Genomic DNA, 25,703 nt, shown 5'->3' with positions numbered 1-25,703 from the left:
TCCGTTTGCAAGATATTAACTTTGCATTCCGAGTAGAAAGTCGGGTCGTGTGCAACTGTTGATTATCTGAAATTTTTCTTAACAAAAAATTTGTCGCAAACAAAGTCTGAAAAGAGGTTTGCGAAGCCTCATAGAAAGGCGACGCATTTTGCCTTATACTGTATGCGCATACAGTACTTCAACCCTAGGAGTAAGTGACGTCGGATGAAACTCTTTGAAGGCCATAAATTGCATGCGGTCCAGGCAAGGCTGGCACTCGCCGTAGATGCGATCGTGGAACGCCATCGCACGGCGGGACGCGTCTTGACGTGGCGCCTGGTGCATGAAATTGAAAAGGAAGCGTTGCGGACGCTGGAAGAAGCCGGCGACCTCGACATGAAATATATTCGCATGGTGCGTTCTTCCCGTTGGGGATATGTCCCGAAGGTAAACCAGCCAGCCGATTTGGAAAACCATGAATGCCTGCCGGTTGCACTTACCATGATTCGCAAGGCATATCACACCTTGCACTAAGCTGAAGCGCGCCAGCGACAACACCGACCGCTCTGCAGTTCTCGCCTTCGCTTGCACTCGCCGCAATCCACCTTCTTCATCGACTGCAGAGGGCAAACCAGCCTGGTAAGCGTGCAGCTGATTGTATTACTTCACACTTTCCTGAACCCGGCAATCACCGACTCCCAGGCCGCGATACCAATCTTTACACGCCCTTCACCATCAAGCAGCGCACCTTGCCTTGACTGATTGACTCCAGTCAAGGCAGCAAGGGGATGCCGTCGATATCCTTTTGTGAACAATACTTTCCAGGGAAGGATATCGTTGATGAAACGCTCGTTCATTCATTGCACAATCGTATGCTGCGGTCTGAGCCTCGCTGGCTGCAATACTACTCCCACGCAAGAACAGACCGGCACCGTGCTCGGCGGAGTTCTTGGTGGTGTGCTCGGATCGCAGGTGGGTGGAGGCGATGGCAGGACAGCCGCCACCATCGCAGGATCGCTGGCAGGTGCACTTATCGGTGGCGCGATCGGCCGCTCGATGGACGACACCGACCGTCTCAAAGTTACGCGCGCGCTCGAAACCGACCGCACCGGCGCCTCGTCGCACTGGCGCAATCCGGATAGTGGCAACCAGTACACCGTGACGCCGACGCGTACCTATGAAGCCTCGGGAACGCCATGCAGGGAATACACGGTCGACGGTGTCGTCGGCGGCAAGAAGGAGAAAATTTACGGCACAGCCTGCCGCCAGGCGGACGGCACCTGGCGCGCGACGAACTCATAGGCCGTGCTCGTGCATGGAATCAGCCACCTCGGCAGGTGGCGCGCCCTGCCTGGCACCACCTTCGGTCGGCCCTTGGCCACCCCGGTTAGTTGATCAATCAGTTCCTGGACTGATCCTGCACGTGTTCCTGAGTTGCCTGGGCCACAATCGACTCTGGCAGGCCGTCGGCCCCATTGTCCAGATCGACCGCCACCGCCAATGCCAGATCCATTGTAGTCAAATGAAACAGGAACCATTCCTGCAGTAACTCGATCGCCTGCCGCCCGCTCTCGATCTCACCGTTCATCACGTGCGGAACGACATGATGCAAGCCGCTCAGGATTCTTGCATGCTGCTCGCGGTGGCTATTCAGCGCTGGGAAATCTATTCTTTCCATTAATTCTTCCTCTTCCTCGAAATCGCGCTCCAGTTTGGCGATAAGGAGAAAGAAGAGCGCGCCGAATTGATCGTCGGGCGCCGCTGTGATGTGCGCAAGCTCTGCGAAAAATGCCTTGTGCGCGCTGTCCAGGTCTGGAATGCCAAGTTCCATCTGAGACGACCATACGGGGATGCTCATAATTAGCTCCACATTCATGGCCGGCCATTGCGGTATGGAGATGACCGGCAGTTGTATCGAAGTCCTGTATCGACTGTATTCCATCCGCATTCGCAAGTCATCCCGCCCGTTTGACTCGGGTCAAAGATCGCAAAGATGCATCGCCGGCACATGACCGTATTCCATTGATGAGATTTATTGCAATGAAATGCACGGCGTTAACATGTCGCTTCCACGCGCCAAGTGCTGGCGATCTCACTCACGTCGGTTGAGACTTGGACAGCTCCGCTTTAGCCAGTGCAATGCGCGCCATGATCTGGGATACATGGGTCAGCGCCTGGGGAAAATTCCCCAGCATCTGTCCGCTGGTCAGATCAAACTCTTCGGAAAACAAACCCAGCGAATTCGCGCACTGCAATCCTCGCCGGTAATAGCTCCATGCCAGCTCCTGCCTTCCCTGCTGCGCGAGACAGTCGACCAGCCAGAAAGTGCACGGCACAAACGTACCTTCCCGGCCCGCCAGCCCATCGGGTGAGTTGTAGCGCAGCAGCAGTCCACCGCAGTCGAGTCCGGTCCGGATCGCATCGGTCGTGCGTATCATGCGCGGATCATCGTAAGCGATAAAGCCGATGCGCGGTAGGCGCAACAGCGCCGCATCGAGGTAATCTTTTCCAAACGACTGGATGAAAATGCCGCGCTGCGCATCGTAACCGTCGCTTTCGATTGCTTCCCGTATGCGACGGCGGGTATCGATCCATCGTTCCAGTGGCGCGGGCAACTGCCTTTCCTGTGCCAGCCTGATTCCATATTCCAGCGCGCTCCAGCACATCGCCTTGGAATGAACGTGATGGCGCGGTCCATCGCGAAACTCCCAGATGCCGTAATCCCTTTCCTGCCATTTTTCGCAGCAGGCATTGACCACGTCGACCAGGAAATCCCAGTATTGCAATTCGATATCGCCGCCTTGGTCATGCCATATCCACGCCAGCTCCAGGATTTCGCCATAGATGTCATGCTGGTTCTGGAGCGATGCAAGATTGCCGATGCGAACCGGATGCGAACCGCGATAGCCTTCCAGTCCGTCCAGTTCGACCTCGGTCAAGCGGCGCTTGCCGTCCACCCCGTACATGATCTGCAGTTCTGCGGCACTGCCGGCCGAACTGCGCTGGACGAATTGCAGGAAACGGTCGGACTCCCGTTTGCAGCCGAGCCGGTACAGCGCGCGCACGGTGAACACCGAGTCGCGCACCCAGCTGAACCGGTAATCCCAGTTGCGCGATCCGCCTACCCATTCGGGAAGGGATGTCGTCGGTGCCGCCACGATCGCGCCGGTGCGCTCGAAGCTCAGCGATTTCAAGACGATCGCCGAGCGCAGGCTTTGCTCGTCCAATTCGCAGGGCTGGCGGATGCGCTGCGACCAATCGTGCCACCACGCGCACGTCCGTTCGAAGCTCGCATCGCTGCGCTGCCCCTCTGGAGGCGGCGACGGCGCCGGCGCGTTATCGATCAGTTCCGGAGGTTCAAAGCGCACGGACAGGCTGATCCGTTGTCCGGCACTTACGCAAAAGCCGGCGGTGAGTTCGCGATGCCGGACCACCTCAAGCGGGATATCGGACCGGATCACCAGGCCCATGTTGCTGCCGATCGCGGTGTACGTGTCATGTCCCTTGCTCCGCACACGCGGAATGATTTCGCCGTAATCGAAGCGCGGGGTGATGTCGACGCGCAGATCGACGGTGCCGGACACGCCCTCGATCAGGCGCACCAGCTCGAAGTTCGACTGCGCGCTGGCATTGCCGTCCATTGCAAAGAAGTCGTAGAGCCGAACCTGACCTTGCGGCGTGCTGAAGCAAGTTTCCAGCACCATGGTTTCTGGCAGGTAGCGCCGTGTCACCCGGGTCTGATCCGATGTCGGGCAAATCGCGTAATTGCCGCCACCATCCCAGTCGAGCAGGCGGCCGAAGCAACTGTCGGAATCGATGCGCGGCATGCAACACCAGTCAATCGATCCGCTTGTCGAGACCAATGCTGCGCAATGACAGTCACTGATCAGCGCATAGTCGGCAATCGGCGGATACCGGTTTTCTTGTGGATTCATGTCGGGGGGCGATTCCATCAGTGGCGGCGCTTGCGGCAAGTAAAAGTTGTGACCAACAAGGCAATGACAAGTTGCATTGCCTCGCGGCCCGCCGAATCTTTTGCAGAAACCGCGGTCTCGCAGTTAAGCCAGAGCCGAAACCAGGGCTGGCATAGCACCTGCGACGGAGAGAACATGCGCTACAAACTCATCAATGACGCTGCGGAGCGCACCTATGCGCTGATCATGGAAACCGGCGACGAGGCCGTGTCGAGCCTGCAGGGATTTTGCGACCAGCAAGGCATTTCATCGGCACGGTTCAGCGCCATCGGCGCATTCAGCTCCGCCGTCCTCGGCTATTTCAACTGGGACAGCAAGGATTACGAGGAAATCCCGCTGCGAGAACAAGTCGAGGTATTGACGCTAGTCGGAGATGTTGCCCTGCATGAATCGCGACCGAAAATCCATGCCCATGTCGTCGTCGGCAAGCGCGATGGCAGCGCGCATGGCGGACACTTGCTAAAAGCCTGTGTGCGCCCAACGCTGGAAGTCATGTTGATCGAATCGCCGCGCCACCTGCGGCGTACCATGGACGCGGAAAGCGGGCTGCCGCTGATCGACATTGACGCGTCCGGCGCCGATTGAGGCGAACGCCTTTACCTTCCCAGTAACGCGCATTTTCCAGTCATTGCAGCCCCTTTTCCGGCGCGTCAGTCAGACATTGGCCGCAAGTGCGCTTCACGCGGCATTCATGCCTCAGCTTGACTTGTCAATTTGCACACAACGCCCTACTGTTGCACAATGGCAGCGTATCCGCTCCCGACACGGGGGCAAGACGCTGACGCATAGGGAAAGATTTGAGCGCATTACGGTTTTTGCGGTTATCGGCATTCAGTTCACGCCGCCTCCTTTCCCGCCTCGCATGCCTGCTTTTCATCACCGCCGGTCCGTGGGCGCAGGCCGCCTACCGCGTCGAACTGGATGCGCCGGAACCCTTGCACGAACTGCTGTCGGCGCATCTCGACCTGATCCGCTACCAAGACCGCGACGATCTGAACGAAGACCAGTTCAATTTCATGCTCGATACCGCAGCGGCACAGGTCACACGGCTGGCGTCGACCGAAGGCTATTTCCTGGCGCAGACCGAACTCAATGTCGACAGCGAAGCCGGCGCGACCGTGGTGCGACTGAAGGTGGTGCCGGGGACGCGCACCGCCGTCGCCCATCTCGACGTGCTCCTGAGCGGCGCCGGGAACGAGGATACGGTGTCGCAGGCGGAACAGATACGTCGTCAATGGGAACTGCAGCCGGGTGCGCCATTCCGCCAGGATGACTGGGCCGCGGCCAAGCAAGCCGGCCTGCAAAGCCTGCAGCAGCGCCGCTATCCGGCCGCGCGCATCGCCCGGTCGCAGGCCCGCATCTACCCCGACCTGACCCAGGCCGATCTGGAAGTCGACTATGACCGCGGCCCGCTGTTCACGTTCGGCGCGCTGCGCATCAGCGGCGCCAGCCGCTACCCGGAAAGCATCATCAACAATGTCAATCCATTGTGGACGGATGAGGAATACAGTGCCGACCGGCTGCTCGAACTGCAGCACCAGATCCAGCGCACGCCGTACTTCAGCAACGTGGTGGTCGACATCGACAAGAGCCCGGCGCATGCACAGCGCGCACCGGTCGACGTGCACGTGACGGAATATCCCGCGCAGCGGATGCGCGCCGGCGCCGGCTATGCCACCGATACGGGCGCCCATCTGGAAGGCCGCTACTCCTACTACAACCTGTTCGATCGCGCGTGGGTATTCGACACCCAGACCCGCCTGGAACAGCGCCGCCAGTCCGGCGCGCTGGAACTGGCGATGCCGCCTGGCGAAGGCGCCTGGGTCAATAGCGGCCATGGCTCGGTCGAGCGCACCACGCTCGAAGGAATCGACCTGCGCAGCAAGCGCACCGGCCTGCGCCGCACCCGCAACAGTGACCGGAGCGATTTGTCCTATACCCTCGAATACTACAGCGACCGTTTGCAGCAGCTGGGCACCAGTACGCTGCCGCCCGACACCGTGGTCGAGCCCGGCACCCACAGCGCGCTGATGGCGGGCGTAGCGCTGACCCGCCGCCAGGTCGATAATCCGCTGTTCCCGCGACGCGGCCACATCGCGGCGTTCGAAGCCGGGGCCGCGCTGCACAACGTGCTGACGGACCAATCCTTCTTTCGCTTCTATGGCCGTGTGCGCCAGTACCACCCGGTCGGACGGCGCGACCTGGTCGTTTTGCGCGGTGAACTGGGCGCAGTCGTATCCAGGGGCGGCAACGCCGAAATCCCGGCATCCTTGCTGTTTCGCGCCGGAGGTGCAGAATCGGTGCGCGGCTATGGGTATCAGAGCATCGGCAACGAACGCAATGGCATCGTCTATCCCACGCGCTATCTGGTCACCGGCGGCATTGAGTACCAGCGCTGGATGTCGGAAAAATGGGGTGCGGCGCTGTTCTACGACGCGGGCGCCGCGACTGACCGCTGGAGCGGCAAGAACTTTTTCCATGCGGTGGGCATCGGGGCGCGCTGGCGCAGCCCGGTAGGGCCGGTCAACGGCGACTTGGCCTACGGTTTTCAGGGTGGGAATATCCGGCCGCACCTGTCGCTGGGGATTGTGTTCTGATCATGAAAAGCGCATCCTCCGCCAAACCGGTCCTCTCCCTTAGCGCCCGCCGACGCCTGGCCGCGGCGCTCTCGTTCTTCGCCCTGATGGTGGCGCTGGCATTGGACGCGTTATGCACAGAAACTGGCGCACGCGCCCTGTGGCAAATTGCGATACGGCTGGTACCGGGATCATTGTCGGGCGAACTCGTGGGCGGCACGATCAGCAGCGGCGTGGAATTGCGCAACGTCTCCTATCGCGACAGCGGCAAGCTGCTTAGAATCGATACGCTGGCGGCCCGCTGGTCCTGGTCACGTGCCCCGCTGAAGCTGTCCGTCGATGCGCTGCGCATCGGCACTGTCGATCTGATGCTGTACCCGACGCCGTCCACGCCGCTGGTCCTGCCGCGCCAGCTCACCTTGCCCCTTGAAATCGCGCTCCATGACGCAACGCTGCGCCAGATCGTGATACGGCGCGATGCGGTCGTCACGGCGATAAGCGATATCCGGCTCAACGCCAGTTCGGACAAAGTACAACACGAACTGACGCTCAACCATGCGAATACTCCCTACGGTACAGTGCGCGCCACCCTGAACCTGAACGGCATGGCGCCGTTCGGCGCGAGCGGCAGCGCGCGCCTGGACGGCGCATGGCGCAGCGAACATTACCGCATCGATGCAAATGTCGGCGGCACGCTGCAGGCGCTGGAGCTGCGGCTCGATGCGACCGGCGACCGCCTCAACGGAAATGCGCGGATCGAGGCGACGCCGTTCGAGCCCATGCCATTGCGGCGGGCACAAATTGGGTTGCGTCACCTGAATCCGCAACTGTTCAATGCCGGCGCCCCGCGCGCCGATCTCGACATTACCGCCGACCTTGTGCCATCGAACGGCCTGAGCGGTGCGGCGCAAGGCGCTCCCGGATTTGCGGTTGCCGGCCCGGTTGCGCTCACCAATGCGCTTGCCGGCCCGATCGACGCCGGATTGCTGCCGCTCGTCACGGCTAACGCCGACCTCCGACTGGATGCGGATCGTCAGCAGTTGTCCCGATTGCGGATACAGCTGCCGCGCGGCGCGCTGCGGGGAGCGGGCGAAATGAGCCAGGGCGCCCGGGGCTACCTGGCGCTTGAGGCCGACAGCCTCGATCCGCATGCCTTGCATACGCGGCTCCGGCCAGCGCAACTGGGCGGCCCGATAAGGATCGACGCGGAAAACGGCACGCAGCGCATCGGCCTCAAGCTTTCCGGCGCATCGCTTGCCCTGGCCGCAGACACCCGTCTCAGCGCGCAAAACATCGTGCTGGAAAACGCGTTGCTGGAAACCGGCGCCGGGCGGCTAAAGCTTTCCGGCACGCTGGCGCGCGGCGGCGAGCACACATTCGCGGTGCGCGGCAGCCTGAGTGACTTCAATCCGGCCGGCCTCCTCGCGCGGCAACCGGGCAACGGCGCCAAGTCGGCCGGCGCGCTGCCCGAAGCGCGCATCAATGCCGACTTCGGCGCGCAGGGGGCGCAACTGCCGCAATGGAGAGCACAGTTGCAATTCAAGGTGAGCGACAGCACGTATGCCGGCTTGCCGATGTATGGCGAGGGCCGCCTGCGTTTGAACGGCACGCGTGCCCTGTCTGGCGACGCGCGGCTGACGGTGGCGGGCAACCGGGTGCAACTGCGGGGCGGTTTCGGCGCGCCGCCGCAACGGCTGAATTTCAATATCGATGCGCCGGCCCTGGCCCGTCTCGGTTTCGGGCTGTCGGGTCAGGTGCAGGCAGATGGCGAGCTCGGGGGAACGGTGGAGCGTCCGATGATCGACGCAAGTATCCGCGCCGAGCGTCTGGCGTACCAGGAATACCGCCTCGCTCATCTTGCCAGCCAAATCCGCACGCAAGGCGTCCCCGGCAGGAATCCGGATGCCCGTGTCACGCTGGAACTCGATGCGCGCGATGTGCAAAGCGGACAAATCACCCTGAGCCGGCTGAACGTTTCGATCAACGGCACGTACGCCGGCCATGCCATTGCACTGGCAGCCGACGGAAAAATGCACGGCACACCGCTGTCGCTCGACCTCTCGGCACAAGGCTCTCTGCGGGAGTTAGCGCAAGGCTATGGGTGGGATGGCGAGTTGAGGAAACTTGAAAATCGCGGAGCGCCTCGCCTGTCGCTGGCGCAGCCGCTGCAGGTCAGTGTCGCCCCGCAGCGCATTATTCTGGGCGCCACCCGCATGACACTGGAACAGGCGCAAATCGATCTGAAAAGCTTGCGGCTGGACGAGGCACAATTCAGTTCCGAAGGATCTGTCACGGCACTTGATCTCGGTCGCGTGCTGGAGCTGCAGCGCGAATTCGGCGGTGGCGCACTCCCGATCAAGACCGACCTGGTGCTCGACGGTCGCTGGAAATTTGCGCTTTCCGGCTCCGCAGGCGGATTCTTTCTACTTGAACGGACCCGCGGCGATGTACGGATAGCGAGCGGCGCGCGCGAAACTGCGCTCGGCATTAAGACATTGCAGCTGCGCGGCGACCTGCAAGGACAAGCACTGCAAATCGCGCTCGATACAGCCGCCAGCCGCATCGGAAGCGTCAACGGCCAGGCGAAGGCTATTTTCCAGCGTCTCCCGGGACGCCTCTGGCCGACACTGGATTCACCCTTGTCCGGCCGATTCACGGCCGACATTCCGCGGTTGCAGAGCATCGTGTCATTGGCCGGCCCAAAAATCGGCTTCGACGGCAGCATCGGCATGGACTTGCAAGCGAGCGGAACCCTGGGTGCGCCGCTGTTGTCCGGCGACATCCTTGGCCGCAATCTCTCGCTGACCGTCTATGACCAGGGCGTACGCCTGCACGACGGCAATGCGCATATCCGCCTAGCCGATAACGTGGTCGAATTGCGCCAGTTCGAACTACGTGGTGGCGAAGGCACGGTGCGCGCGACCGGCCGCCTTCCTCTCTCCGGCGATAACTTGACGCTGTCGGCCACGCTTGTCGCCGACCGGTTGCAGCTGTTGTCCAAACCCTCCGCGCAACTGACGATTTCGGGACAGGCCAGTGTGGCCAGTCCCGGCGGCCCGCTCGAAATCAGCGGCAAGGTGCGCGCCGACAATGCTCGCTTCCAGCTACCTGAAAAAAGCGCGCCCGCGCTCGACGACGATGTGCTGATCATCCGCGGCAAGCAGCGGATCGCCTCCCCGAGCACAGGGGCCACGGTGCAGGCCGGCGGCGCCAGGGCCGGTCCGTTCACGCCGCTGGCTGCCATCGACTTCGACCTTGGCGACGACTTCCGCTTCGAGGGTTCCGGCGCGGATGTTCTGCTCGGCGGCACGCTTGCCATCGCCAGCGCACCGGGTGAGCAATCCAGGGCAAGCGGTACGGTGCGTATCGTCGACGGCACCTACGAGGCGTTCGGCACCAAGCTGACGATAGAACGCGGACTGCTCAATTTCCACAATTCGTTTTCCAATCCGGACGTGAATATCCTGGCGATGAGGCGAGACAAGGAGGTGGCGGCCGGCGTACAGGTCACCGGCACGGTGCGTCAGCCGCGCGTGCAACTGGTGTCCGAACCGGAGGTGCCGGAGGAAGATAAGCTGTCGTGGCTGGTGTTCGGTCGCGGAGGAACCAGCAGCGATGCCGGATCGGGACAGGCGCAGGCGGCTGCCATGGAGGCCGCGCGCAGCCTGTTCAACCGCGTCGGCGGCGCACGCATCGCGAAAGGCTTCGGCCTCGACCAACTGGCCGTCGGCAGCAGCGAATTCGGCCTCGGCGCCCAGCAGGTGGTCAGCCTCGGCAAGGAAATCTCGAACCGCCTGTACATCGGCTATGAACAAAGCCTGGCGGGAGCGTCCGGTGTGCTGAAGCTGACCTACGACTGGACGCGCCACTGGTCGGTCGTGCTGCGCGGCGGCACCATCGGCGGGCTGGATGTGTTGTACAACAAGCGTTTCGACGCCGGCGGCGACGCGCTGGGGCGCTAGCAATAAGTCACGCCGGTGCGAAGAAACGCTCGCTCATTTCCTCCAGGCCCAGCTCGCGCAGCACCTCGCTCAGCCGCTCCGAGGGGCGCTTGCGCGGCAAGTCCTTGTAGCTGGCAATGATGAGCTCGTTTTTCATCGAGTGTTCCCAACCGACCAGTTCGGTCACTGTCACCTGGTAGCCGTGCGCCTCCAGCTGCAGGCAGCGCAGCACGTTGGTGACCTGGCTGCCGAACTCGCGGGTGTGCAGCGGGTGGCGCCAGATCTCGGTCAGCGCGCTCTTGCCGATCGCCTTGCCCTTGTTCTTGCGCAGGACCGACGCCACCTCGGCCTGGCAGCACGGCACGAGCACGATGAATTTCGCCTGCTTGGCCAGCGCAAAGCGGATCGCGTCGTCGGTGGCGGTATTGCAGGCATGCAGCGCGGTCACGATATCGACCGTGGCAGGCAGCAGCGGCGATGTGATCGATTCGGCCACCGACAGGTTGAGGAAGGACATGCCGGGAAAATTCAGCCGTTGCGCCAGCTCGCGCGACTTCGTCACCAGTTCGTCGCGCGTTTCGATGCCATAGATGTGCGACTGGTCGCCCAACGTCTTGAAAAACAGGTCGTACAGGATAAAGCCGAGATACGATTTTCCTGCCCCATGGTCGACCAGCCGGATATCCGCGTGCTGGTCGCGCACTTCCTGGAGCAGCGGCTCGATGAACTGATAGAGGTGATACACCTGCTTCAGCTTGCGCCGGCTATCCTGGTTCATCTTGCCGTCGCGCGTCAGGATGTGCAGTTCCTTGAGCAGTTCGATCGACTGGCCGGGTTTGATTTCGGGGATGTGGTTCATGGCTGGAATTCCTGATGTGCGCGCCGGGAGTGCGATTCTATCCGATCGGTGCGCCGTCAAGGCGCGGATGTGTTTAAATGCCACCTTCCGGACGAAAAGCGATTTTCGTCCAACACTCACCACCGTAACCCGATGCAACAAAATCCTCCTTCGAGCCCGCCCTCCGCAGCCACGTCACCCATCCTGACCTGGAGCGAGGCGGGGCAGCCATGTTCGGCACGCTGGCGTTCCGAAAGCGGCGTTCCTGCGCCCCGGCGCGTGGCGATTGCCGACGACCGCACGAGTGCCGATGCCGCCTTCAAGCTGGCTTGCGAAGGAAGCGCACTGCTATGGCGCGGCGATTTTCAGAATGCGCGCCAGTTACTGGCAGCAATGGCGCGCCGCATCGACCGCAAACCGCGCCGCGCCCCCCCCGCCAGGCAGCCGGCTTCGCCCGCCGAAGCCTTCCACCTGCAGCGGCAGGCGCAAGCGCAGCGCGCACGCATCCTTGGCATGCTGCTGGTGCCGCTGGACGCCGGTTATGCGATACCGCTGCGGCGCGCGCCCGACGTTCGACAGGCCTGCGCCGAGGCATGGGGAGCGGCGGACGAGGCATCGGTCGTATCGATGCGCGAGCTGCTGGGATTGATCGGCGCGCATGAATGGCGCAAGAAGGGGGTAGAGATTCCAGCGCTTGGCGAGTGCATCCATCCCTATTACGGCGTTTTCTCGCCGGTACGCGGCGAGTATGTGGACCTGGTGGCGCAGGCGCCGCTGCCGCCAGCGGCGCTGGCCTTCGATATCGGCACCGGCACCGGCGTGTTGGCGGCCGTGCTGGCGCGGCGCGGAATTGCGCGCGTGGTCGGTACCGATCAGGATGCGCGGGCGCTGGCTTGCGCGCGTGACAACATTGAACGCCTCGGCCTCGCGCGACAGGTGGAGATCCTGCAGGCCGACTTGTTCCCGCCCGGCCGCGCGCCTCTGGTCGTATGCAATCCGCCCTGGGTGCCGGCACGACCGAGCTCGCCGATCGAACATGCTGTGTACGATCCCGACAGTCGCATGTTGCGCGGCTTCCTCGCGGGCCTGGCCGATCATCTCGAACCGGGCGGCGAAGGCTGGCTGATTCTGTCCGACTTCGCCGAGCACCTTGGACTGCGCACGCGCGACGAACTGCTCGCGCTCATCGATGCATCAGGACTGAAGGTGCTGGGACGCCTCGATATGCGTCCCCGGCATCCGAAAGCCGCCGACGCCGCTGATCCGCTCCACGCGGCGCGTTCGGCCGAAGTCACATCGCTGTGGCGTCTTGCCATTCGCTAAGCCGGATTGCAAAACACACCCTCGCCCACATCGCACCGGAGTGCCATAACGGGACCATGGTTACGGCGACATTCCGCTTCTACGAAGAGCTGAATGATTTCCTTGCGCCTGATCGGCGCAAGCGTGACATCGAGTCCGTTTGCGCGCGGGCCGCGACGACCAAGCACATGATCGAGGCGCTTGGCGTGCCGCATACGGAAGTCGAACTGATACTGGTCAATGGCGAATCGGTCGGTTTCGACCGGGTGCTAAAAGAAGGAGACCGTGTCGCGGTTTATCCGAAATGCGAAACGCTCGACGTCACACCGCTGCTTCGCATACGTCATTATCCGCTGCGCGTCACGCGCTTCGTCGCCGACACCCATCTCGGCGGCCTCGCTCGCCTGCTGCGCATGGCCGGTTTCGATACGCTTTATAACAACGCCTTTCACGATCACGAGATTGCCGCCATCTCGGCGCGCGATGATCGGATCGTGCTCACGCGTGACCGCGGCTTGCTGATGCGGCGCGAGATCACGCATGGCTGTTATGTGCATGCGCTGAAATCGGCACAACAGTTGCGCGAAATCTTCGAACGTCTCGACCTGATCCGCAGCGCCCGCCCCTTTACGCTATGCATGCAGTGCAACGCCCCTTTGCATGCCATTGACAAGCAACTGGTGCAGCACAAGGTGCCACTGCGTGTTTTCGACGCTTATGAGAGCTTCAGCATGTGCAGTGCGTGCGGCCGTATCTACTGGGAAGGAACGCATTGGGAACGCCTACGGGCGCTACTTGAAGGCATCCTGCCATCATAAGCAACAATCTGACATGCGCGGCTCCGTCATACCCCGCTTTGCCCGACACGGCGTCGATTGTCATCTGCCGGGGCGATACAGATCGTTTTGCTCGGTGCCCGGATAGCCGGACCCGCTCGCGCCGCTAGTTCCGCTGGCGCCGCTGGAGTTACTTTGCGAGCGCATGCCCGAGCAGCTTGCCAACACCAGGACCGCGAGAATGAGCGATAGTCTTTTCATAGCATGACTCCATTCAACGAATCTATTGCAATCACTCCGCACCGCGCCCAGCGCCATGCAAAGAGAGACTACCAATATAGACAGCGCGGCCGCCATGCGCGAGGACTAATTCCGCGGACCGGCCGTCACTTGATGCAGTTCATGCAAACAGCGCTTTATCGCGCGCGGGACAGGATGACCAGCCATTTGCCAAATACCAGCAACTCCACGTGGCCGGGTTCGACGCCGGTGCTGCAATCGAGTACCGGATTGACTTTGTAATAACGCTTGCGGAAGTCGCGGCAGACAAACATTTCACGCCGGCCGAAACGCATCAGAAACGACGTCGGTGCATATTCCAGACCGAATCGCGGGCTCATGGAATGATTAAGCTGGGCCATGGCAGTTCTCCTCCCTGATAACAGCATTGAACGAAGCATTACTGTATCACAATTACTGTATAAATAAACAGTACTTGTGAAAAATCCATGCTTCGCCAAGAAAATCAGGCAGAAATACGCCGCCTCGGAAGATCGCTCAGATCTCGACCTGTGTTCCCAATTCGATCACCCGGTTGCTTGGCACCCGATAATAATCGGCGGCATCGCGCGCGTTGCGCGACATCGTCGCATACAACGCCTCGCGCCACATCGCCATTCCCGATCCGACGCGCGGAATCACGGTCTGGCGCGCGATGAAGAACGAGGTATTCATCATGTCGAGCGCCAGCCCCTTCTTCGCGCACAGTTCCAGCGCATGCGGGATATCGCGCTCGTCCTTGAAGCCATAGCGGACATTGACTTGGTAGCACTCGTGCCCGAGCGGCTCGATCTGTATGCGTTCTTCCGGCGCTATGGTCGGGATGTCCGCATTAGTGACCGTCAGGAACACGGTCCGTTCGTGCAGCACCTTGTTGTGCAGCAGGTTATGCAGCATCGCATGCGGTACCCCATCGCCTTCCGCGCGAAAGAAAATCGCCGTTCCTTCCACCCGCGTCGGCGGACTGATGAACAGCGACCGCAGGAATTCCTCGATCGGAATCATGTGCTTTTTCAGGTTTTCATAAACCAGATGGCGCCCGTCTCTCCAGGTCAGCATGATCGTGATCATCACCGCGCCCAGCAGGATCGGAAACCAGCCGCCATGCACGATCTTCAGCGAGTTGGCCGACACGAAGGCGAGGTCGATGATGAAAAAGAAGCCGGTCGCCAGCGCGCACAGCAGCAGGTTGTAGTGCCAGCGGTAGCGGATCACGAAGAAGGTCAAGACGGTCGTGATCAGCATCGTCAGGGTCACCGCGATGCCGTAGGCCGACGCCAACTTGGACGACGAACCGAAGCCGATTACCGCCAGCACCACGGCGCACAGCTGCAGCCAGTTCATCAGTGGAATGTAGATCTGCCCGATTTCGCGCTCCGACGTGTACAGGATGCGCATGCGCGGCAAGAAGCCGAGGGCGATCGCCTGGTGCGTCATGGAGAAGGTGCCTGAAATGGTCGCCTGCGAAGCGATGACGGTGGCAATGGTCGACAGGACCACCAGCGGGTAAATGCTCCACGGCCCGAGCTGGTGATAAAACGGATTGACGACAGCAGCGGGATTGGCCAGCAGTAGCGCCCCCTGCCCCAGATAGTTCAACGCCAAGCCGGGAAACACCACGAAAAACCAGGCCATGCGAATCGGCCGCTTGCCGAAATGTCCCATGTCCGCATACAAGGCCTCGGCGCCGGTAAACGCGAGCACCACAGCGCCCAGCGCGACGAATGCCAGCCAGCTGTTACGCGTCATGAATTCCAGTGCATGAAGCGGATTGATAGCTTCGAGAATGGCGGGGTTGCGCACGATATTGATCATGCCCATCGCCGCCAAGGCCAGGAACCAGATCAACACGATCGGCCCGAACCACTTGCCGATCCCCGCCGTGCCATGATGCTGCGCCATGTACAGGCCGACCAGCACCGCCACCGTGAGCGGCACCACGTAGGGTTCCAGCACCGGGGTCGCAATCCCAAGGCCTTCGACAGCAGACAAAACCGAAATGGCCGGGGTGATCACGCCATCGCCGAAAAACAGCGCGGCCCCCGCCAGGCCGGCGAGCATCACCGGCTGATACCAGCGCGACTTCGTCGTCACCGAAGACAGCGCGAGTGCCATCAAAGCCATGATGCCGCCCTCGCCACGGTTATCCGCGCGCAGAATCAGCGAGACGTACTTCAGCGAGACGATGATGGTTAGTCCCCACAGGATCAGCGACACCACGCCGAGCAGATTGGCGGGCGTGAGCGCAACACCGTGCTCGGCGGAGAACACCTCTTTCATGGTGTACAGGGGACTGGTTCCGATATCGCCGTAGACGATACCGATGGCAGCAAGCGTGAGGGTTCTGAGACTGTCTTTTGTATGCTCGGAAGACACGAGACACCTTGGGAATTGTTATTGAACTGACGCCCTAGAAGCCGATTCCTTTTGCCGTCATCGACTTAGGCAAACGGGAACTGTTCATGGTTTCCTGCGAAGGCCGGATTGTACTTGATGCGCATGCAACCTATTGTTGATACCGACATCGGCGACGTATCTTATGCCTCTCAAGTGCCAATTAGTTCCTTGCAGCATCTCATCCTGTTATCATTTCAGCAATCACGTCGAACAACGCCCTGGCATTCATCTTTCCAGCAGACTTCCCTATGAACCAGACGCTCGCGCAGCAGGACACCAAGCCCCACAACCAGCGTTTCGTCCTCGAAATGCTTGGTTTTTCCGAAACGGAAAAGGCGTTACTGGCGTCCACCTTCCGATTGACGGGCAGACGCGCATTTTGTTACGCCGAACCGACTGGGCCAACGGAACGCGCCGACGTCTATCTGGTTAATGCCGACAATCCATCCGGTTTGCAGCAATTGCAGCAGCGCGTGCCAAACGCCTATGCGCCTGCACTGCTAGTCGGACGCGTACCGGACGCGTCGCCTTGGCCTGTCGTCGAGAAGCCGATCCGCTGGATGAAGCTGTTCGAACTGCTCGACCAGACCATGCTAGCGGCATTAACAATGCGCAGCGGCCGTCCGGCTTCGGCCGAAGGACAATGGGACGGCAGGAGCTTCCGGCGCGCAGTCGACCGCCACGCTCCGCCGCCCGAATTCCTTGCGCCTGCCCCCGCCGAATCGGTGCTGGTCGTCGACGATAGTGCGACCGTGCGGGCCTTCATGCGTTCCAGGCTCGCTCCGTTCCGCTTCGACGTCGACTACGCCGAAAACGGCGAAGCCGCAGTCGGCATGGCGCAAGCCAAGCGCTATACCTGCATCTTCCTCGATGTCGTCATGCCGGGCATGGATGGCTACCAGGTCTGCAAGCGCATCAAGTCGGATCCCGCCACCCGGGAAACGGCCGTCGTCATGTTAAGCAGCAAATCCTCGCCTTTCGACAAGTTTCGCGGCAGCTGGGCCGGCTGCGATGCCTATCTGGGAAAACCGGTCGGAGAAGATGAATTGCTTGCCACGATAGGCCGTTTCCTGCCCAGCGCGCGACGCGTCGCGCTTTCCATCCTCGCGCGCGCCTGAGCCATATCGGCGACTCCTGTAAATCCGAAGGCGAAAAAAAACCCGCCAGCCTTGCGGTAGCGGGTTAAATCCAATTCAAGGAGAGTTGGAGGAGACAGGAACGATCATACGGCAGCGCCGCAAATACTTCCTCTTTATTGTTGTGATATCAGATATAACAACTTCCAATATCACTAACTCTTACCGGAAAAATAAAGCCCGCGCTATGCGCGGGCTCCTGTCTCCGTCATCCTTGGGTGGATTTTTTTAATGCGGGTGGAATATTACACTGAACTTCCGATAGCGCAAAAGCTTTTCAACTAGCCTGTTTGACACCCGACATATTAATATTCGCCGACGCAAATCCGCGCGGCATCTTGCCCGCCTCATCATCTAATTCGAAGGACTCCGAATGCTCAATGGCCTGTGGCTGGGCTTTTTCCTGATCGCCGCCGCCAGCGCATTCTGGCGCTGGCTGGGCGGCGGCGATCCCGCCGTGTTTTCTGCCATGGTGGAAAGCCTGTTTGCCATGGCGCGGCTGTCGGTCGAAGTAATGGTCCTGCTGTTCGGCACCCTCACCCTGTGGCTGGGCTTCCTGCGCATCGCGGAAAAAGCCGGGATCGTCGATCTGCTGGCCCGGCTGCTGGGGCCGCTATTTCGCCGGTTAATGCCCGAGGTCCCGCCCGGCCATCCGGCACTGGGATTGATTACCCTGAACTTCACAGCAAACGCGCTGGGGCTGGACAACGCGGCGACGCCGATCGGCCTCAAGGCGATGCGCGCGCTGCAAGAGCTCAATCCCGATCCCAAGACTGCCAGCAATGCCCAGATCCTGTTCCTGGTCCTGAATGCATCGTCGCTGACGCTGCTGCCAGTCTCGATCTTCATGTATCGCTTGCAGCAAGGCGCGCACGACCCGACCATGGTGTTCCTGCCAATCCTGATTGCCACCAGCGCTTCCAGCCTGGTGGGACTGCTGTCGGTCGCCCTGATGCAGCGCCTGAGGCTGTGGGACCCGGTCGTGCTGGCCTGGCTGGCCGCGCTTGCGCTGCTGCTCGGCGGCTTGATGACCGGCTTGGCCGGTATGTCGGCGGCAGCGCTTGGCGCGCTGTCTTCGCTGCTCGGCAACCTTGTGCTGTTTGGCCTAATCCTGCTCTTTTTGTTATGCGGAGCGCTGCGCCGCGTCCCGCTTTACGAAAGCTTCATCGAGGGCGCGCGCGAAGGCTTCGACGTGGCGAAAAACCTGTTGCCGTATCTGGTCGCCATGCTCTGCGCGGTGGGCGTGCTGCGCGCGTCCGGCGCACTTGACGCGGTGCTCGACGGCCTGCGTTACGTCGCGCAAGCCGCCGGCTGGGATACCCGCTTCGTCGACGCGCTGCCGACCGCGCTGGTCAAACCGTTCTCCGGCAGCGCTGCGCGCGCCATGCTGATCGAAACCATGAAAACCATGGGCGTTGACAGTTTTCCGGCGCTGGTCGCGGCAACCGTCCAGGGCAGCACCGAAACGACGTTCTATGTGCTGGCGGTGTATTTCGGCGCGGTCGGTATTCAGCGCGCCCGCCATGCGGTCGGCTGCGCGCTGGCGGCCGATGCTGCCGGCGTGATTGCATCGATCGTGGTCTGCTACTGGTTTTTCGGCTGAGCGACGGAAAAGCGGCTGGAGAAATGCTCAGCCGAATTGCGCCGCGAGCTTCTCGGCCACCGGCAGCAATCCCTGGTGTGACAAATCGTCGAGCATGAGTTTAGGCGAAGCATCGATTTCCGGGTAATTGCGTACGATGGAACGGCGGTAGCTCGGATCGTAATGGTTGCGCATCAGGCGTTCGAACAGTTCCGGCACCCGCTTCTGCTCGGCCAGCACTTGCCATTCCTCGAATTCGGCGCCGCCCACCAGCGCGCGCAGATGTGATAGCCGTTCGATCAGCGCGGCCGGATCCAGCTCGAAGTGATGGTAGTCTTCACGCAGCAGTTGCACCCGTTGCGGCATGGCGGCATCGACGGGGATGAGCGTTCCCTTGCGCATGGTTGCCAGCAGCAATTCAGGCAACTGCACCTGGCCGATCTTCTTGCTTTCCGCTTCCACCCAGACCGGACGCGCCGGGTCGAGCTCGGACATGCGGCGCAGCAGCAGGCTGTCGAACATCTTTTGCGTCGGTTGCGCCTTGCCGGGCACGGCACCAATGATGGAGCCACGATGGACGGCAATCCCCTCGAGGTCGAGCACCTGCGCGCCGCGCTCGTGCAATGCGTGCAGCAGGCGCGTCTTGCCGCACCCGGTCGATCCCGACAGTACGATGTAGCGATAATTGGCGGGCAGGCTCGCGAGCTGTTCGTTAACCCAGCGCCGATATGTTTTCCAGCCGCCCTTGAGCTTTTCGACACGATAGCCAATGGTATCGAGCACGTCGAACCAGACTTTGCTGCGCTTGCCGCCTCGGAAACAGTAGACAAGGATCTTGCTTTTGGCCGGATACCTCGACAGATGGGTTTCGATATGACGCGCAATGTTCATCAACGAATAGCGCGCGCCGAGCTGGTAAGCGCCGAGCGCGTCGGTCCGGTGCAGCGTGCCGACCTCGGCAAATTCGGCATCGTTGACAACCGGCAGATTGATGGCGCCGGGAATGTGGTCTTCATCGAATTCGTGCGGGCTGCGCGCGTCGATGATCAAGTCATAAGAGTGGAAATCGAGCATCCCGCCATTGTACGTTTTCTGACGGAACATTTTGCATGTTTATGACGGCGTACACCGTGATGGCAATGCTATTTCAGCAACTCATCCACCATGGCATACCCTTTTTCAAAGCCCGCCTGCACCGCCGCCTCGCGGCTCGGATAATCGGTATCGTCGCCCGATTCAGCCGTCAGTTCGCTCTCCGACCCGGAGTCTTCGCCCGGCTGGGTTATACGGACCGTGAAATCCCAGCGCGCCGGGACGTCCGAATGACGTAGCGCGCACACGTGCACCTCCATGCCCTTGTACGATTCGGTGCGCCAATCCTGCTTCAGAGCCATCGCTCGCCCTCCGGTGTAGAGAAGTTGAAATCGTACCGCCGTCGCAGGCACTCGCATTGAGCCGACGCACTGATATTTGCGCACTCAGTTGCGCGCTCAGGCGAGCTCGGGCGCATTCATGTACGGCAGCGTGCTTCCGCGGCGCTCGCCGGCTGCCGCCATTTCCAACTTTGCCACGGTGCGCAGGTGCACTTCGTCCGGCCCGTCGGCGATCCGCAGCACCCGGCCCCAGGTCCACAACTCCGCCAGTGGCGTGTCCGGGCTCAAACCCATTGCGCCGAACGCTTGCATCGCGCGCTCGCAGATAGTCGTCTGCATGCGCGGCACGATCGCCTTGATCATCGCGATTTCGCGCAATGCCCCCTTGGCGCCGTGGCGGTCAATCAGCCAGGCAGTCTTCAGCACCAGCAATCGCGCCTGCTCGATCTCCATGCGCGATTGCGCGATCCAGTCGGCGACCGCGCCGTGCTGGTGCAGATAGCGTCCAAAAGTGCGGCGCTCCGCCGCGCGCTCGCACATCAGCTCCAGCGCCAGTTCCGCCTGGCCGATGGAGCGCATGCAATGATGAATCCGGCCCGGGCCCAGGCGCGCCTGGGCGATCGCGAAACCGGCGCCTTCCTCCTGGATCAGATTAGAGCACGGCACCCGCACATCGCGGAACACCAGTTCGCAATGGCCGCCGGGGAAATGGTGGTTCATCACCGGGATGTCGCGCACCACCTTCAAGCCCGGCGTGTCGAACGGCACGATCACCATGCTCTGGCGCCGGTGCGCTTCGGCGTTTGGATCGGTCACGCCCATCAAGATCGCGAACTTGCACAGCGGATGAGCAGCGCCGGAAATGAACCACTTGCGCCCGTTGATCACATACTCGTCCCCGACACGGCGGATCGAAATCTGGATATTGGTCGCGTCGGACGACGCCACGTCAGGCTCACTCATCGCAAAGCAAGAACGGATGCTGCCGTCCAGTAGCGGAGCAAGCCAGCGCCGCTGCTGCTCGTCGTTGCCGAACATATGCAGCAGCTCGATATTGCCGGAGTCCGGGGCGCTGCAATTGAAGATCTCGGCTGCCCAGTGTACGCGCCCCATGATCTCCGCCAGCGGGGCATATTCCAGGTTCGACAGTCCCTGGCCGGGCGCATCGGCGTCGAGCGAAGGCAGGAACAGGTTCCACAATCCTTCCGACTTCGCAAGCTCCTTCAAGTCTTCCATGCAGGGTGGATGCAGGTGGCCGCTATCTACTTCCTGCCGCCATAATGGAATGTTCGGCACGACATAGTTATCCATGAAGTCGAGCAGCTTGCGCCGCAACTGCTGCACCTTCGGTGAGTATTCAAAGTCCATGTTGATCTTTCAGTATCTGCCCAAACAAAGTCGGAAGCGCGGACCACCAGTAGGAGGCGTCACGCAAATCGTAAGGCGATCCGCTCCATCATTCAAATGAATAGTTGTGATTGCATTCGATAAAATTTGCGCATACCATGCTGCACGCCGCAGGCACCGTTCGCCAGACCGCGATGCAGCAGGCTCGCCTCTTTTTCATGGAGGCGACAGGAGCATGAAACACGGGCCGCACCCGATTTTCATCTTTGAATATTCTTGACCACGGTCAATTTTTATTGCTTGTTGTGTGGTCTAAGCTGGCGGTCCATCGAAACCGGCGCTGCCTATCCGGTACGCCATTACAGATCCGGACGCGCTTTACCAAAGCGCCACAGGACAGGAATCAACATGACACCAGAAACAACCAAGTTGAATGAAAGCGCTCTCGCCGACGCCGCACCGCATGGAGCCGCAGCCTCGACCACGGTCGCACGGCATACCTTGTTCGAAGACGCACAGGCACTCTTGTCCGGAACGCTGCTTGTTTCACTCGGCGTGGCCATGCTGGGCAAGGCACATTTGATCACGGGCGGAACGGTCGGTCTGGCATTCCTGCTGCACTATGTCACCGGCATCAGCTTTGGCAAGCTGTTTTTCACGCTTAACCTGCCGTTCTACTATCTCGCCGTGAAGAAGATGGGCTGGAAATTCACCATCAAGACCTTCACCGCGATCCTGCTGTTGTCGGGCATGTCGGAGCTGCTGCCGCTGGTGTTCAATATGAACAGCGTCCATCCAGCATATGCCGCAACAATGGGCGGCTTGCTGTGCGGAGTTGGGCTGCTGGTGCTGTTCCGCCACAAGGCGAGCCTGGGCGGATTCAATGTGATGGTGCTCTATCTGCAGGAACGTTACGGCCTGCGCGCCGGGGTGGTGCAGCTTGTTCTGGACGGCGCCATCATGCTGGCGTCGCTGCCCATGATTTCCCCCGGAGCAGTCGCCATCTCGCTTCTCGGCGCGGCGGTCCTCAACATGACGCTGGCCGTCAATCACCGGCCAGGCCGGTATATGGCGATCTGACCAGCTATGCAACCGGGCTTGCGCCGGGCGCAGCCCGGCGCTCCTGTTTTTATTGCCGCAACAACAATCTTTGGTGCTGCCCTGTGCCGCCAACGTACCGCCAAGACTTCCATGCGGATCGCCAATTCGATGATTCTGCGAAAAAACTAGCTGCTGGGTCGGTCCGATATTGTCTATTTATTTGATATAGTGCAATATGTTCGTCCGAATATATTATCCTTTGCTTTTCCCGGCGCCCGCAGCCGGCTTCATTTTTCATAGGAGAATTAGATGCGCACGTTGAAGACCCTTCCCCTGCTGGTGTCGAGCATCTGCCTGCTGGCAGCCTGCAGCACCGCAACCAAAGTCAGCGAGCCGACCGCCGCCGCGAAACCGGCTGCCCCGGCAACCGATTCCCGCACCGTCGCCACTGTCGACGCCGGCACTACCGATCCGCTGAACGATCCGAAGGGCGCACTTGCCAAGCGCAGCGTGTACTTCGACTTCGACCAGTACACGGTCAAGGACCAGTTCAAGCCGGTCGTTACCTCCCATGCCGACTACCTGTCGCACAACAAGACCCGCAAGATCGTCATCCAGGGCAACACCGACGAGCGCGGCAGCAGCGAGTACAACCTGGCACTCGGCCAGAAGCGCGCCGAAGCCGTGCGCAAGTCGCTCGCCGCAATGGGCGTGACGGATGCACAGATGGAAGCTGTTTCCTTCGGCAAGGAAAAGCCGAAGGCAACCGGCAGCGATGAAGCAGCGTGGGCAGAAAACCGCCGCGCCGACATCGTGTATAGCGCAAAGTAATCTGCGGTACTGAACCAACCTCGTCACGGCTGGACGAGAGTTTCTCCGCCAGCCTTGACGCATCAATGAGCCTGCGTCTGAATCTTCAGCCGCAGGCGATGCCTGAAGTTGAGTGCCACTGCCAGCACGCCGACGGCGCCGCTGGAAATGGCAGTTGCAGTCCCGGCCCGCACCACCAGCAAGCCGGCGCACGCAACACCAACCGACTGTCCCAGAAAAAAGCACGACGCAAATGCCGACACTGCCGCGCCCCTGCGCTCCGGCGCCATCTGGGTCGCATTGATCTGCAGTGTATTGTGCAGCATGTAAAAGCCTAGCCCGCAGAAAAAACACCCCGGGACAGCCCACCACCACACCGGTGCCAGCCCGATCGCCAGCAATGACAGCGCGATCAGGATCCCCCCCCATAGCGACAATCCGGCTTCGCCCAGACGATTCACCAGCACCCGCGAAGCGACAGCAAACAGCAGCCCGCCGAATCCGAACAGCATGACCAGCGCTCCCGCCGTGGTCAGCGCCAGCCCGAAGACATGGTGCAGATGGGACGCGATGAAGGCAAATGCGCCGTAAAGAAAGGCCCCTTCGAGAAAGACCGTGACCAGCACCACGCGCGCCCATGGCCGTGACAGCACCTGCCGGAATTCAGAGGCCACGCGCGCCAGGGGCGAACCTTCCGCCTTATGAGTGATGCGCGCATGTGCCGGCAGGCGCCGGTTCAAGCGCAGCAGTCCGGCGCTCACCACCACGAAAATGGCGGCGATCACGAAAAAAGGCACGCGCCAGTTATGATGATCGGCGGCGATCCCGCCGCCCAGCACGCCGGTGGACAAGCCGAGAATCTGTCCGATCAGGAACCGGGCCAGCACGGGCTGGCGCTCGTGATACGGCACCACATCGCCAATCCATGCCATCGATAATGGAATGATCGCCGCTGCAGTGGCACCGGCCAGCAGGCGCGCCAGCAGCAGCAACGGGAATCCTGGCGCCAGGCCGCACAGTGCCGCTGTCAGGGCACACGCCGCACTACCGCAGCCGACCACGAAATACTTGCCGTAACGGTCGCCGACCGGCCCGAAGAACAATTGTGACAAGCCGTAGGCGACGGCGAAAAATGTGATGACATACGAGGCGTCGCCGAGCGACACGCCGAACTCTCCTACCAGATGGGGCAGCAAGGGATCGGTGACGCGCAGCGAGATGCCACTGGCGAACGCCGCAAGAGACAGCAGCGGAACGGCGGTGACGGGTATGGACTGGGGAGTGGCCGGAGCGGGTTCCGTATGCATCTGAAGGTCTTGGAGGCGATGGCTGGATGGGGAAACGGGACGCCGCCTCCAGCTGGCGGACGCGGCAGCGGTCATTGTAGCCAATGTGCCGCGTCCCTGCGCCGGGATGAAAATCACACCGGCTGGCCCCTGCCTTGCCTGGCCAGCCGCTACCAGATTCACATGGCTGGCTGGACAAACTTCCCGCTCTGAAAATCGACAATCGCCTGCTCGATTTCCTCACTGGTATTCATCACGAACGGGCCGTACTGCGCGATCGGCTCGTTCAGCGGCCGCCCTGCCAGCAGCAGGAAACGGGCCCCCTCCGGGCCGGCGCCGACGTCAACTTGCGTACCAGCCGACAGCACGCCCGCCTGATGCGTTCCGACCGGTCTCGGCGCATCGGCTCCAACCTGCAAGCTGCCTTCATAAGGATAGACAAAGGCGTGATAGTCGTGCCGCACCGGATGACTGAAGCGCGCGCCCGGCGCCAGTTCGATATCGATATAGAGAGGGTCGGTGGACAAGCCCTGGATCGGTCCCGGCACCTGGCGTTCGCCCACCTGCAGCGTGCCGGCGATGACCTTGGCGCGGCCGCCCTCGAATTCGAGTACAGGGATCTGTTCCGGCTGGATGTCGCGATAACCGGCCGGCTTCATCTTTTCCTTCGCGGGCAGGTTGATCCACAACTGGAAGCCGCGCATGCGTCCTTGCTCCTGCTGCGGCATTTCCGAGTGGACGATGCCGCGCCCGGCCGTCATCCACTGCACGCCGCCGCCCTTGAGGTCGCCCTGGTTGCCAAGGTGGTCTTCATGGCGCATATGCCCGTCAAGCATGTAGGTGACGGTTTCGAAGCCGCGGTGCGGATGGGCCGGGAACCCGGCGATGTAGTCGCCGGGATTATCGGATGAAAACTCGTCGAGCATCAGGAACGGGTCCAGCCGCGTGCCCTGCCCGCGTCCCAAACTGCGGCGCAGTTTGACCCCGGCGCCGTCGGAGGTGGCGATCGCTTCGATGATGCGTTGCAGGCTGCGAACCTGGCTTTTCGTTTCCATGATGTTCTTCC

Annotated in this window: 23 protein-coding genes; 11 read left to right on the top strand and 12 right to left on the bottom strand. The window is 61.3% G+C overall.

The genetic code is table 11. The annotated features are described in order from the left end of the window. The first annotated feature begins 204 nt into the window (after window positions 1-204). A complete protein-coding gene (locus TSA66_RS12980) occupies window positions 205-513 on the top strand; it encodes a DUF2471 family protein (RefSeq protein WP_040040336.1) in 309 nt (102 codons plus the stop codon). A gap of 131 nt (window positions 514-644) precedes the next feature. Here TSA66_RS12980 and TSA66_RS26910 read toward each other — a convergent pair whose 3' ends face one another. Continuing rightward, window positions 645-836 (bottom strand): hypothetical protein, encoded by a 192-nt coding sequence (locus TSA66_RS26910; RefSeq protein ID WP_157691679.1) that lies wholly within the window; start codon window positions 834-836, stop codon window positions 645-647. On the opposite strand from TSA66_RS26910, the gene TSA66_RS12975 reads away from it, so the two are divergent. Further along, entirely contained in the window at window positions 820-1,281 is a 462-nt protein-coding gene (locus tag TSA66_RS12975) for an RT0821/Lpp0805 family surface protein (RefSeq protein ID WP_040040335.1), read from the top strand. The two genes, TSA66_RS26910 and TSA66_RS12975, sit on opposite strands and share 17 nt — an antisense overlap. Before the next feature lie 97 nt (window positions 1,282-1,378). On the opposite strand, the gene TSA66_RS12970 is transcribed toward TSA66_RS12975, so the two are convergent. Both TSA66_RS12970 and TSA66_RS12965 read right to left on the bottom strand, forming a co-directional pair. Then, complete coding sequence (locus tag TSA66_RS12970) at window positions 1,379-1,927, bottom strand: bacteriohemerythrin (protein ID WP_232429468.1); 549 nt, start codon at window positions 1,925-1,927, stop codon at window positions 1,379-1,381. A 148-nt stretch (window positions 1,928-2,075) separates the two neighbouring features. Beyond that, window positions 2,076-3,914, bottom strand: a complete 1,839-nt coding sequence (locus TSA66_RS12965) for a glycoside hydrolase family 15 protein (RefSeq protein WP_040042551.1) — start codon at window positions 3,912-3,914, stop codon at window positions 2,076-2,078. Window positions 3,915-4,088: 174 nt separating this feature from the next. Between TSA66_RS12965 and TSA66_RS12960 the strand changes: the two genes are divergently transcribed. The 3 genes from TSA66_RS12960 to TSA66_RS12950 all read left to right on the top strand — a co-directional run bounded on the left by TSA66_RS12960 (window position 4,089) and on the right by TSA66_RS12950 (window position 10,491). Next, entirely contained in the window at window positions 4,089-4,538 is a 450-nt protein-coding gene (locus TSA66_RS12960) for a PPC domain-containing DNA-binding protein (protein WP_040040334.1), read from the top strand. Window positions 4,539-4,750: 212 nt separating this feature from the next. After that, complete coding sequence (locus tag TSA66_RS12955; RefSeq protein ID WP_332309943.1) at window positions 4,751-6,550, top strand: autotransporter assembly complex protein TamA; 1,800 nt, start codon at window positions 4,751-4,753, stop codon at window positions 6,548-6,550. A gap of 2 nt (window positions 6,551-6,552) precedes the next feature. After that, a complete protein-coding gene (locus TSA66_RS12950) occupies window positions 6,553-10,491 on the top strand; it encodes a translocation/assembly module TamB domain-containing protein (protein ID WP_040040333.1) in 3,939 nt (1,312 codons plus the stop codon). A gap of 7 nt (window positions 10,492-10,498) precedes the next feature. On the opposite strand, the gene TSA66_RS12945 is transcribed toward TSA66_RS12950, so the two are convergent. Then, a complete protein-coding gene (locus TSA66_RS12945; protein WP_040040332.1) occupies window positions 10,499-11,329 on the bottom strand; it encodes a class I SAM-dependent methyltransferase in 831 nt (276 codons plus the stop codon). 132 nt (window positions 11,330-11,461) lie between these two features. On the opposite strand from TSA66_RS12945, the gene TSA66_RS12940 reads away from it, so the two are divergent. Beyond that, on the top strand, window positions 11,462-12,631 hold the full coding sequence (locus TSA66_RS12940) for a methyltransferase (RefSeq protein WP_052452300.1): 1,170 nt from the start codon (window positions 11,462-11,464) through the stop codon (window positions 12,629-12,631). A gap of 56 nt (window positions 12,632-12,687) precedes the next feature. Next, window positions 12,688-13,428 (top strand): Mut7-C RNAse domain-containing protein, encoded by a 741-nt coding sequence (locus tag TSA66_RS12935; RefSeq protein WP_040040331.1) that lies wholly within the window; start codon window positions 12,688-12,690, stop codon window positions 13,426-13,428. Window positions 13,429-13,488: 60 nt separating this feature from the next. On the opposite strand, the gene TSA66_RS26905 is transcribed toward TSA66_RS12935, so the two are convergent. The 3 genes from TSA66_RS26905 to TSA66_RS12925 all read right to left on the bottom strand — a co-directional run bounded on the left by TSA66_RS26905 (window position 13,489) and on the right by TSA66_RS12925 (window position 16,041). Further along, entirely contained in the window at window positions 13,489-13,647 is a 159-nt protein-coding gene (locus tag TSA66_RS26905; RefSeq protein WP_157691678.1) for a hypothetical protein, read from the bottom strand. Between the two features lie 155 nt (window positions 13,648-13,802). Continuing rightward, on the bottom strand, window positions 13,803-14,027 hold the full coding sequence (locus TSA66_RS12930) for a hypothetical protein (RefSeq protein WP_040040330.1): 225 nt from the start codon (window positions 14,025-14,027) through the stop codon (window positions 13,803-13,805). A gap of 136 nt (window positions 14,028-14,163) precedes the next feature. Continuing rightward, the gene (locus TSA66_RS12925) at window positions 14,164-16,041 is read right to left on the bottom strand and encodes a potassium transporter Kup (RefSeq protein ID WP_040040329.1); all 1,878 of its coding nucleotides are present in this window, start codon (window positions 16,039-16,041) and stop codon (window positions 14,164-14,166) included. A 269-nt stretch (window positions 16,042-16,310) separates the two neighbouring features. Here TSA66_RS12925 and TSA66_RS25585 point away from each other — a divergent pair, with 269 nt between their 5' ends. Next, window positions 16,311-17,180: a response regulator gene (locus TSA66_RS25585; RefSeq protein ID WP_052452299.1), complete on the top strand. Its 870-nt coding sequence runs from the start codon at window positions 16,311-16,313 to the stop codon at window positions 17,178-17,180. Window positions 17,181-17,571: 391 nt separating this feature from the next. Beyond that, window positions 17,572-18,801, top strand: coding sequence for a nucleoside recognition domain-containing protein (locus TSA66_RS12915; protein ID WP_040040328.1), 1,230 nt, complete (start codon window positions 17,572-17,574; stop codon window positions 18,799-18,801). A 27-nt stretch (window positions 18,802-18,828) separates the two neighbouring features. On the opposite strand, the gene mnmH is transcribed toward TSA66_RS12915, so the two are convergent. From mnmH to TSA66_RS12900, 3 genes are all read right to left on the bottom strand, one after another. Continuing rightward, on the bottom strand, window positions 18,829-19,884 hold the full coding sequence (mnmH, locus tag TSA66_RS12910) for a tRNA 2-selenouridine(34) synthase MnmH (protein WP_232429467.1): 1,056 nt from the start codon (window positions 19,882-19,884) through the stop codon (window positions 18,829-18,831). A gap of 38 nt (window positions 19,885-19,922) precedes the next feature. Continuing rightward, on the bottom strand, window positions 19,923-20,174 hold the full coding sequence (locus TSA66_RS12905) for a hypothetical protein (protein ID WP_040040326.1): 252 nt from the start codon (window positions 20,172-20,174) through the stop codon (window positions 19,923-19,925). A gap of 96 nt (window positions 20,175-20,270) precedes the next feature. After that, window positions 20,271-21,521 carry an acyl-CoA dehydrogenase family protein gene (locus TSA66_RS12900; protein WP_040040325.1) on the bottom strand — a complete coding sequence of 417 codons (1,251 nt, stop codon included), beginning with the start codon at window positions 21,519-21,521 and terminating at the stop codon, window positions 20,271-20,273. A gap of 387 nt (window positions 21,522-21,908) precedes the next feature. Here TSA66_RS12900 and TSA66_RS12895 point away from each other — a divergent pair, with 387 nt between their 5' ends. Both TSA66_RS12895 and pal read left to right on the top strand, forming a co-directional pair. Next, window positions 21,909-22,580 (top strand): YitT family protein, encoded by a 672-nt coding sequence (locus TSA66_RS12895; protein ID WP_084199586.1) that lies wholly within the window; start codon window positions 21,909-21,911, stop codon window positions 22,578-22,580. Window positions 22,581-22,850: 270 nt separating this feature from the next. Next, window positions 22,851-23,372 (top strand): peptidoglycan-associated lipoprotein Pal, encoded by a 522-nt coding sequence (gene pal, locus TSA66_RS12890; RefSeq protein ID WP_040040324.1) that lies wholly within the window; start codon window positions 22,851-22,853, stop codon window positions 23,370-23,372. Window positions 23,373-23,434: 62 nt separating this feature from the next. Here the strand turns inward: pal and TSA66_RS12885 are convergent, their stop codons facing one another. After that, window positions 23,435-24,658, bottom strand: a complete 1,224-nt coding sequence (locus TSA66_RS12885; protein ID WP_052452298.1) for an MFS transporter — start codon at window positions 24,656-24,658, stop codon at window positions 23,435-23,437. 158 nt (window positions 24,659-24,816) lie between these two features. Continuing rightward, a complete protein-coding gene (locus tag TSA66_RS12880; protein ID WP_040040323.1) occupies window positions 24,817-25,692 on the bottom strand; it encodes a pirin family protein in 876 nt (291 codons plus the stop codon). Window positions 25,693-25,703 lie beyond the last annotated feature (11 nt).

Origin of the sequence: Noviherbaspirillum autotrophicum, from assembly GCF_000818395.1 — a bacterium.
In the GTDB taxonomy this organism is placed as follows: Bacteria; Pseudomonadota; Gammaproteobacteria; order Burkholderiales; family Burkholderiaceae_D; genus Noviherbaspirillum; species Noviherbaspirillum autotrophicum.
Note: the sequence above shows the minus strand (reverse complement) of the source record. Positions and strands in the feature narration are given on the sequence as shown.

Bases quoted from the DNA above. Each gene is read 5' to 3' on its own strand.
- TSA66_RS12980 (WP_040040336.1), top strand. From the start codon at position 205: ATGAAACTCTTTGAAGGCCATAAATTGCATGCGGTCCAGGCAAGGCTG.
- TSA66_RS12975 (WP_040040335.1), top strand. From the start codon at position 820: ATGAAACGCTCGTTCATTCATTGCACAATCGTATGCTGCGGTCTGAGC.
- TSA66_RS26910 (WP_157691679.1), bottom strand. From the start codon at position 836: ATGAACGAGCGTTTCATCAACGATATCCTTCCCTGGAAAGTATTGTTC.
- TSA66_RS12970 (WP_232429468.1), bottom strand. From the start codon at position 1,927: ATGCGGATGGAATACAGTCGATACAGGACTTCGATACAACTGCCGGTC.
- TSA66_RS12965 (WP_040042551.1), bottom strand. From the start codon at position 3,914: ATGAATCCACAAGAAAACCGGTATCCGCCGATTGCCGACTATGCGCTG.
- TSA66_RS12960 (WP_040040334.1), top strand. From the start codon at position 4,089: ATGCGCTACAAACTCATCAATGACGCTGCGGAGCGCACCTATGCGCTG.
- TSA66_RS12950 (WP_040040333.1), top strand. From the start codon at position 6,553: ATGAAAAGCGCATCCTCCGCCAAACCGGTCCTCTCCCTTAGCGCCCGC.
- TSA66_RS12945 (WP_040040332.1), bottom strand. From the start codon at position 11,329: ATGAACCACATCCCCGAAATCAAACCCGGCCAGTCGATCGAACTGCTC.
- TSA66_RS12940 (WP_052452300.1), top strand. From the start codon at position 11,462: ATGCAACAAAATCCTCCTTCGAGCCCGCCCTCCGCAGCCACGTCACCC.
- TSA66_RS12935 (WP_040040331.1), top strand. From the start codon at position 12,688: ATGGTTACGGCGACATTCCGCTTCTACGAAGAGCTGAATGATTTCCTT.
- TSA66_RS26905 (WP_157691678.1), bottom strand. From the start codon at position 13,647: ATGAAAAGACTATCGCTCATTCTCGCGGTCCTGGTGTTGGCAAGCTGC.
- TSA66_RS12930 (WP_040040330.1), bottom strand. From the start codon at position 14,027: ATGGCCCAGCTTAATCATTCCATGAGCCCGCGATTCGGTCTGGAATAT.
- TSA66_RS25585 (WP_052452299.1), top strand. From the start codon at position 16,311: ATGAACCAGACGCTCGCGCAGCAGGACACCAAGCCCCACAACCAGCGT.
- TSA66_RS12915 (WP_040040328.1), top strand. From the start codon at position 17,572: ATGCTCAATGGCCTGTGGCTGGGCTTTTTCCTGATCGCCGCCGCCAGC.
- mnmH (WP_232429467.1), bottom strand. From the start codon at position 19,884: ATGTTCCGTCAGAAAACGTACAATGGCGGGATGCTCGATTTCCACTCT.
- TSA66_RS12905 (WP_040040326.1), bottom strand. From the start codon at position 20,174: ATGGCTCTGAAGCAGGATTGGCGCACCGAATCGTACAAGGGCATGGAG.
- TSA66_RS12900 (WP_040040325.1), bottom strand. From the start codon at position 21,521: ATGGACTTTGAATACTCACCGAAGGTGCAGCAGTTGCGGCGCAAGCTG.
- TSA66_RS12895 (WP_084199586.1), top strand. From the start codon at position 21,909: ATGACACCAGAAACAACCAAGTTGAATGAAAGCGCTCTCGCCGACGCC.
- pal (WP_040040324.1), top strand. From the start codon at position 22,851: ATGCGCACGTTGAAGACCCTTCCCCTGCTGGTGTCGAGCATCTGCCTG.
- TSA66_RS12885 (WP_052452298.1), bottom strand. From the start codon at position 24,658: ATGCATACGGAACCCGCTCCGGCCACTCCCCAGTCCATACCCGTCACC.
- TSA66_RS12880 (WP_040040323.1), bottom strand. From the start codon at position 25,692: ATGGAAACGAAAAGCCAGGTTCGCAGCCTGCAACGCATCATCGAAGCG.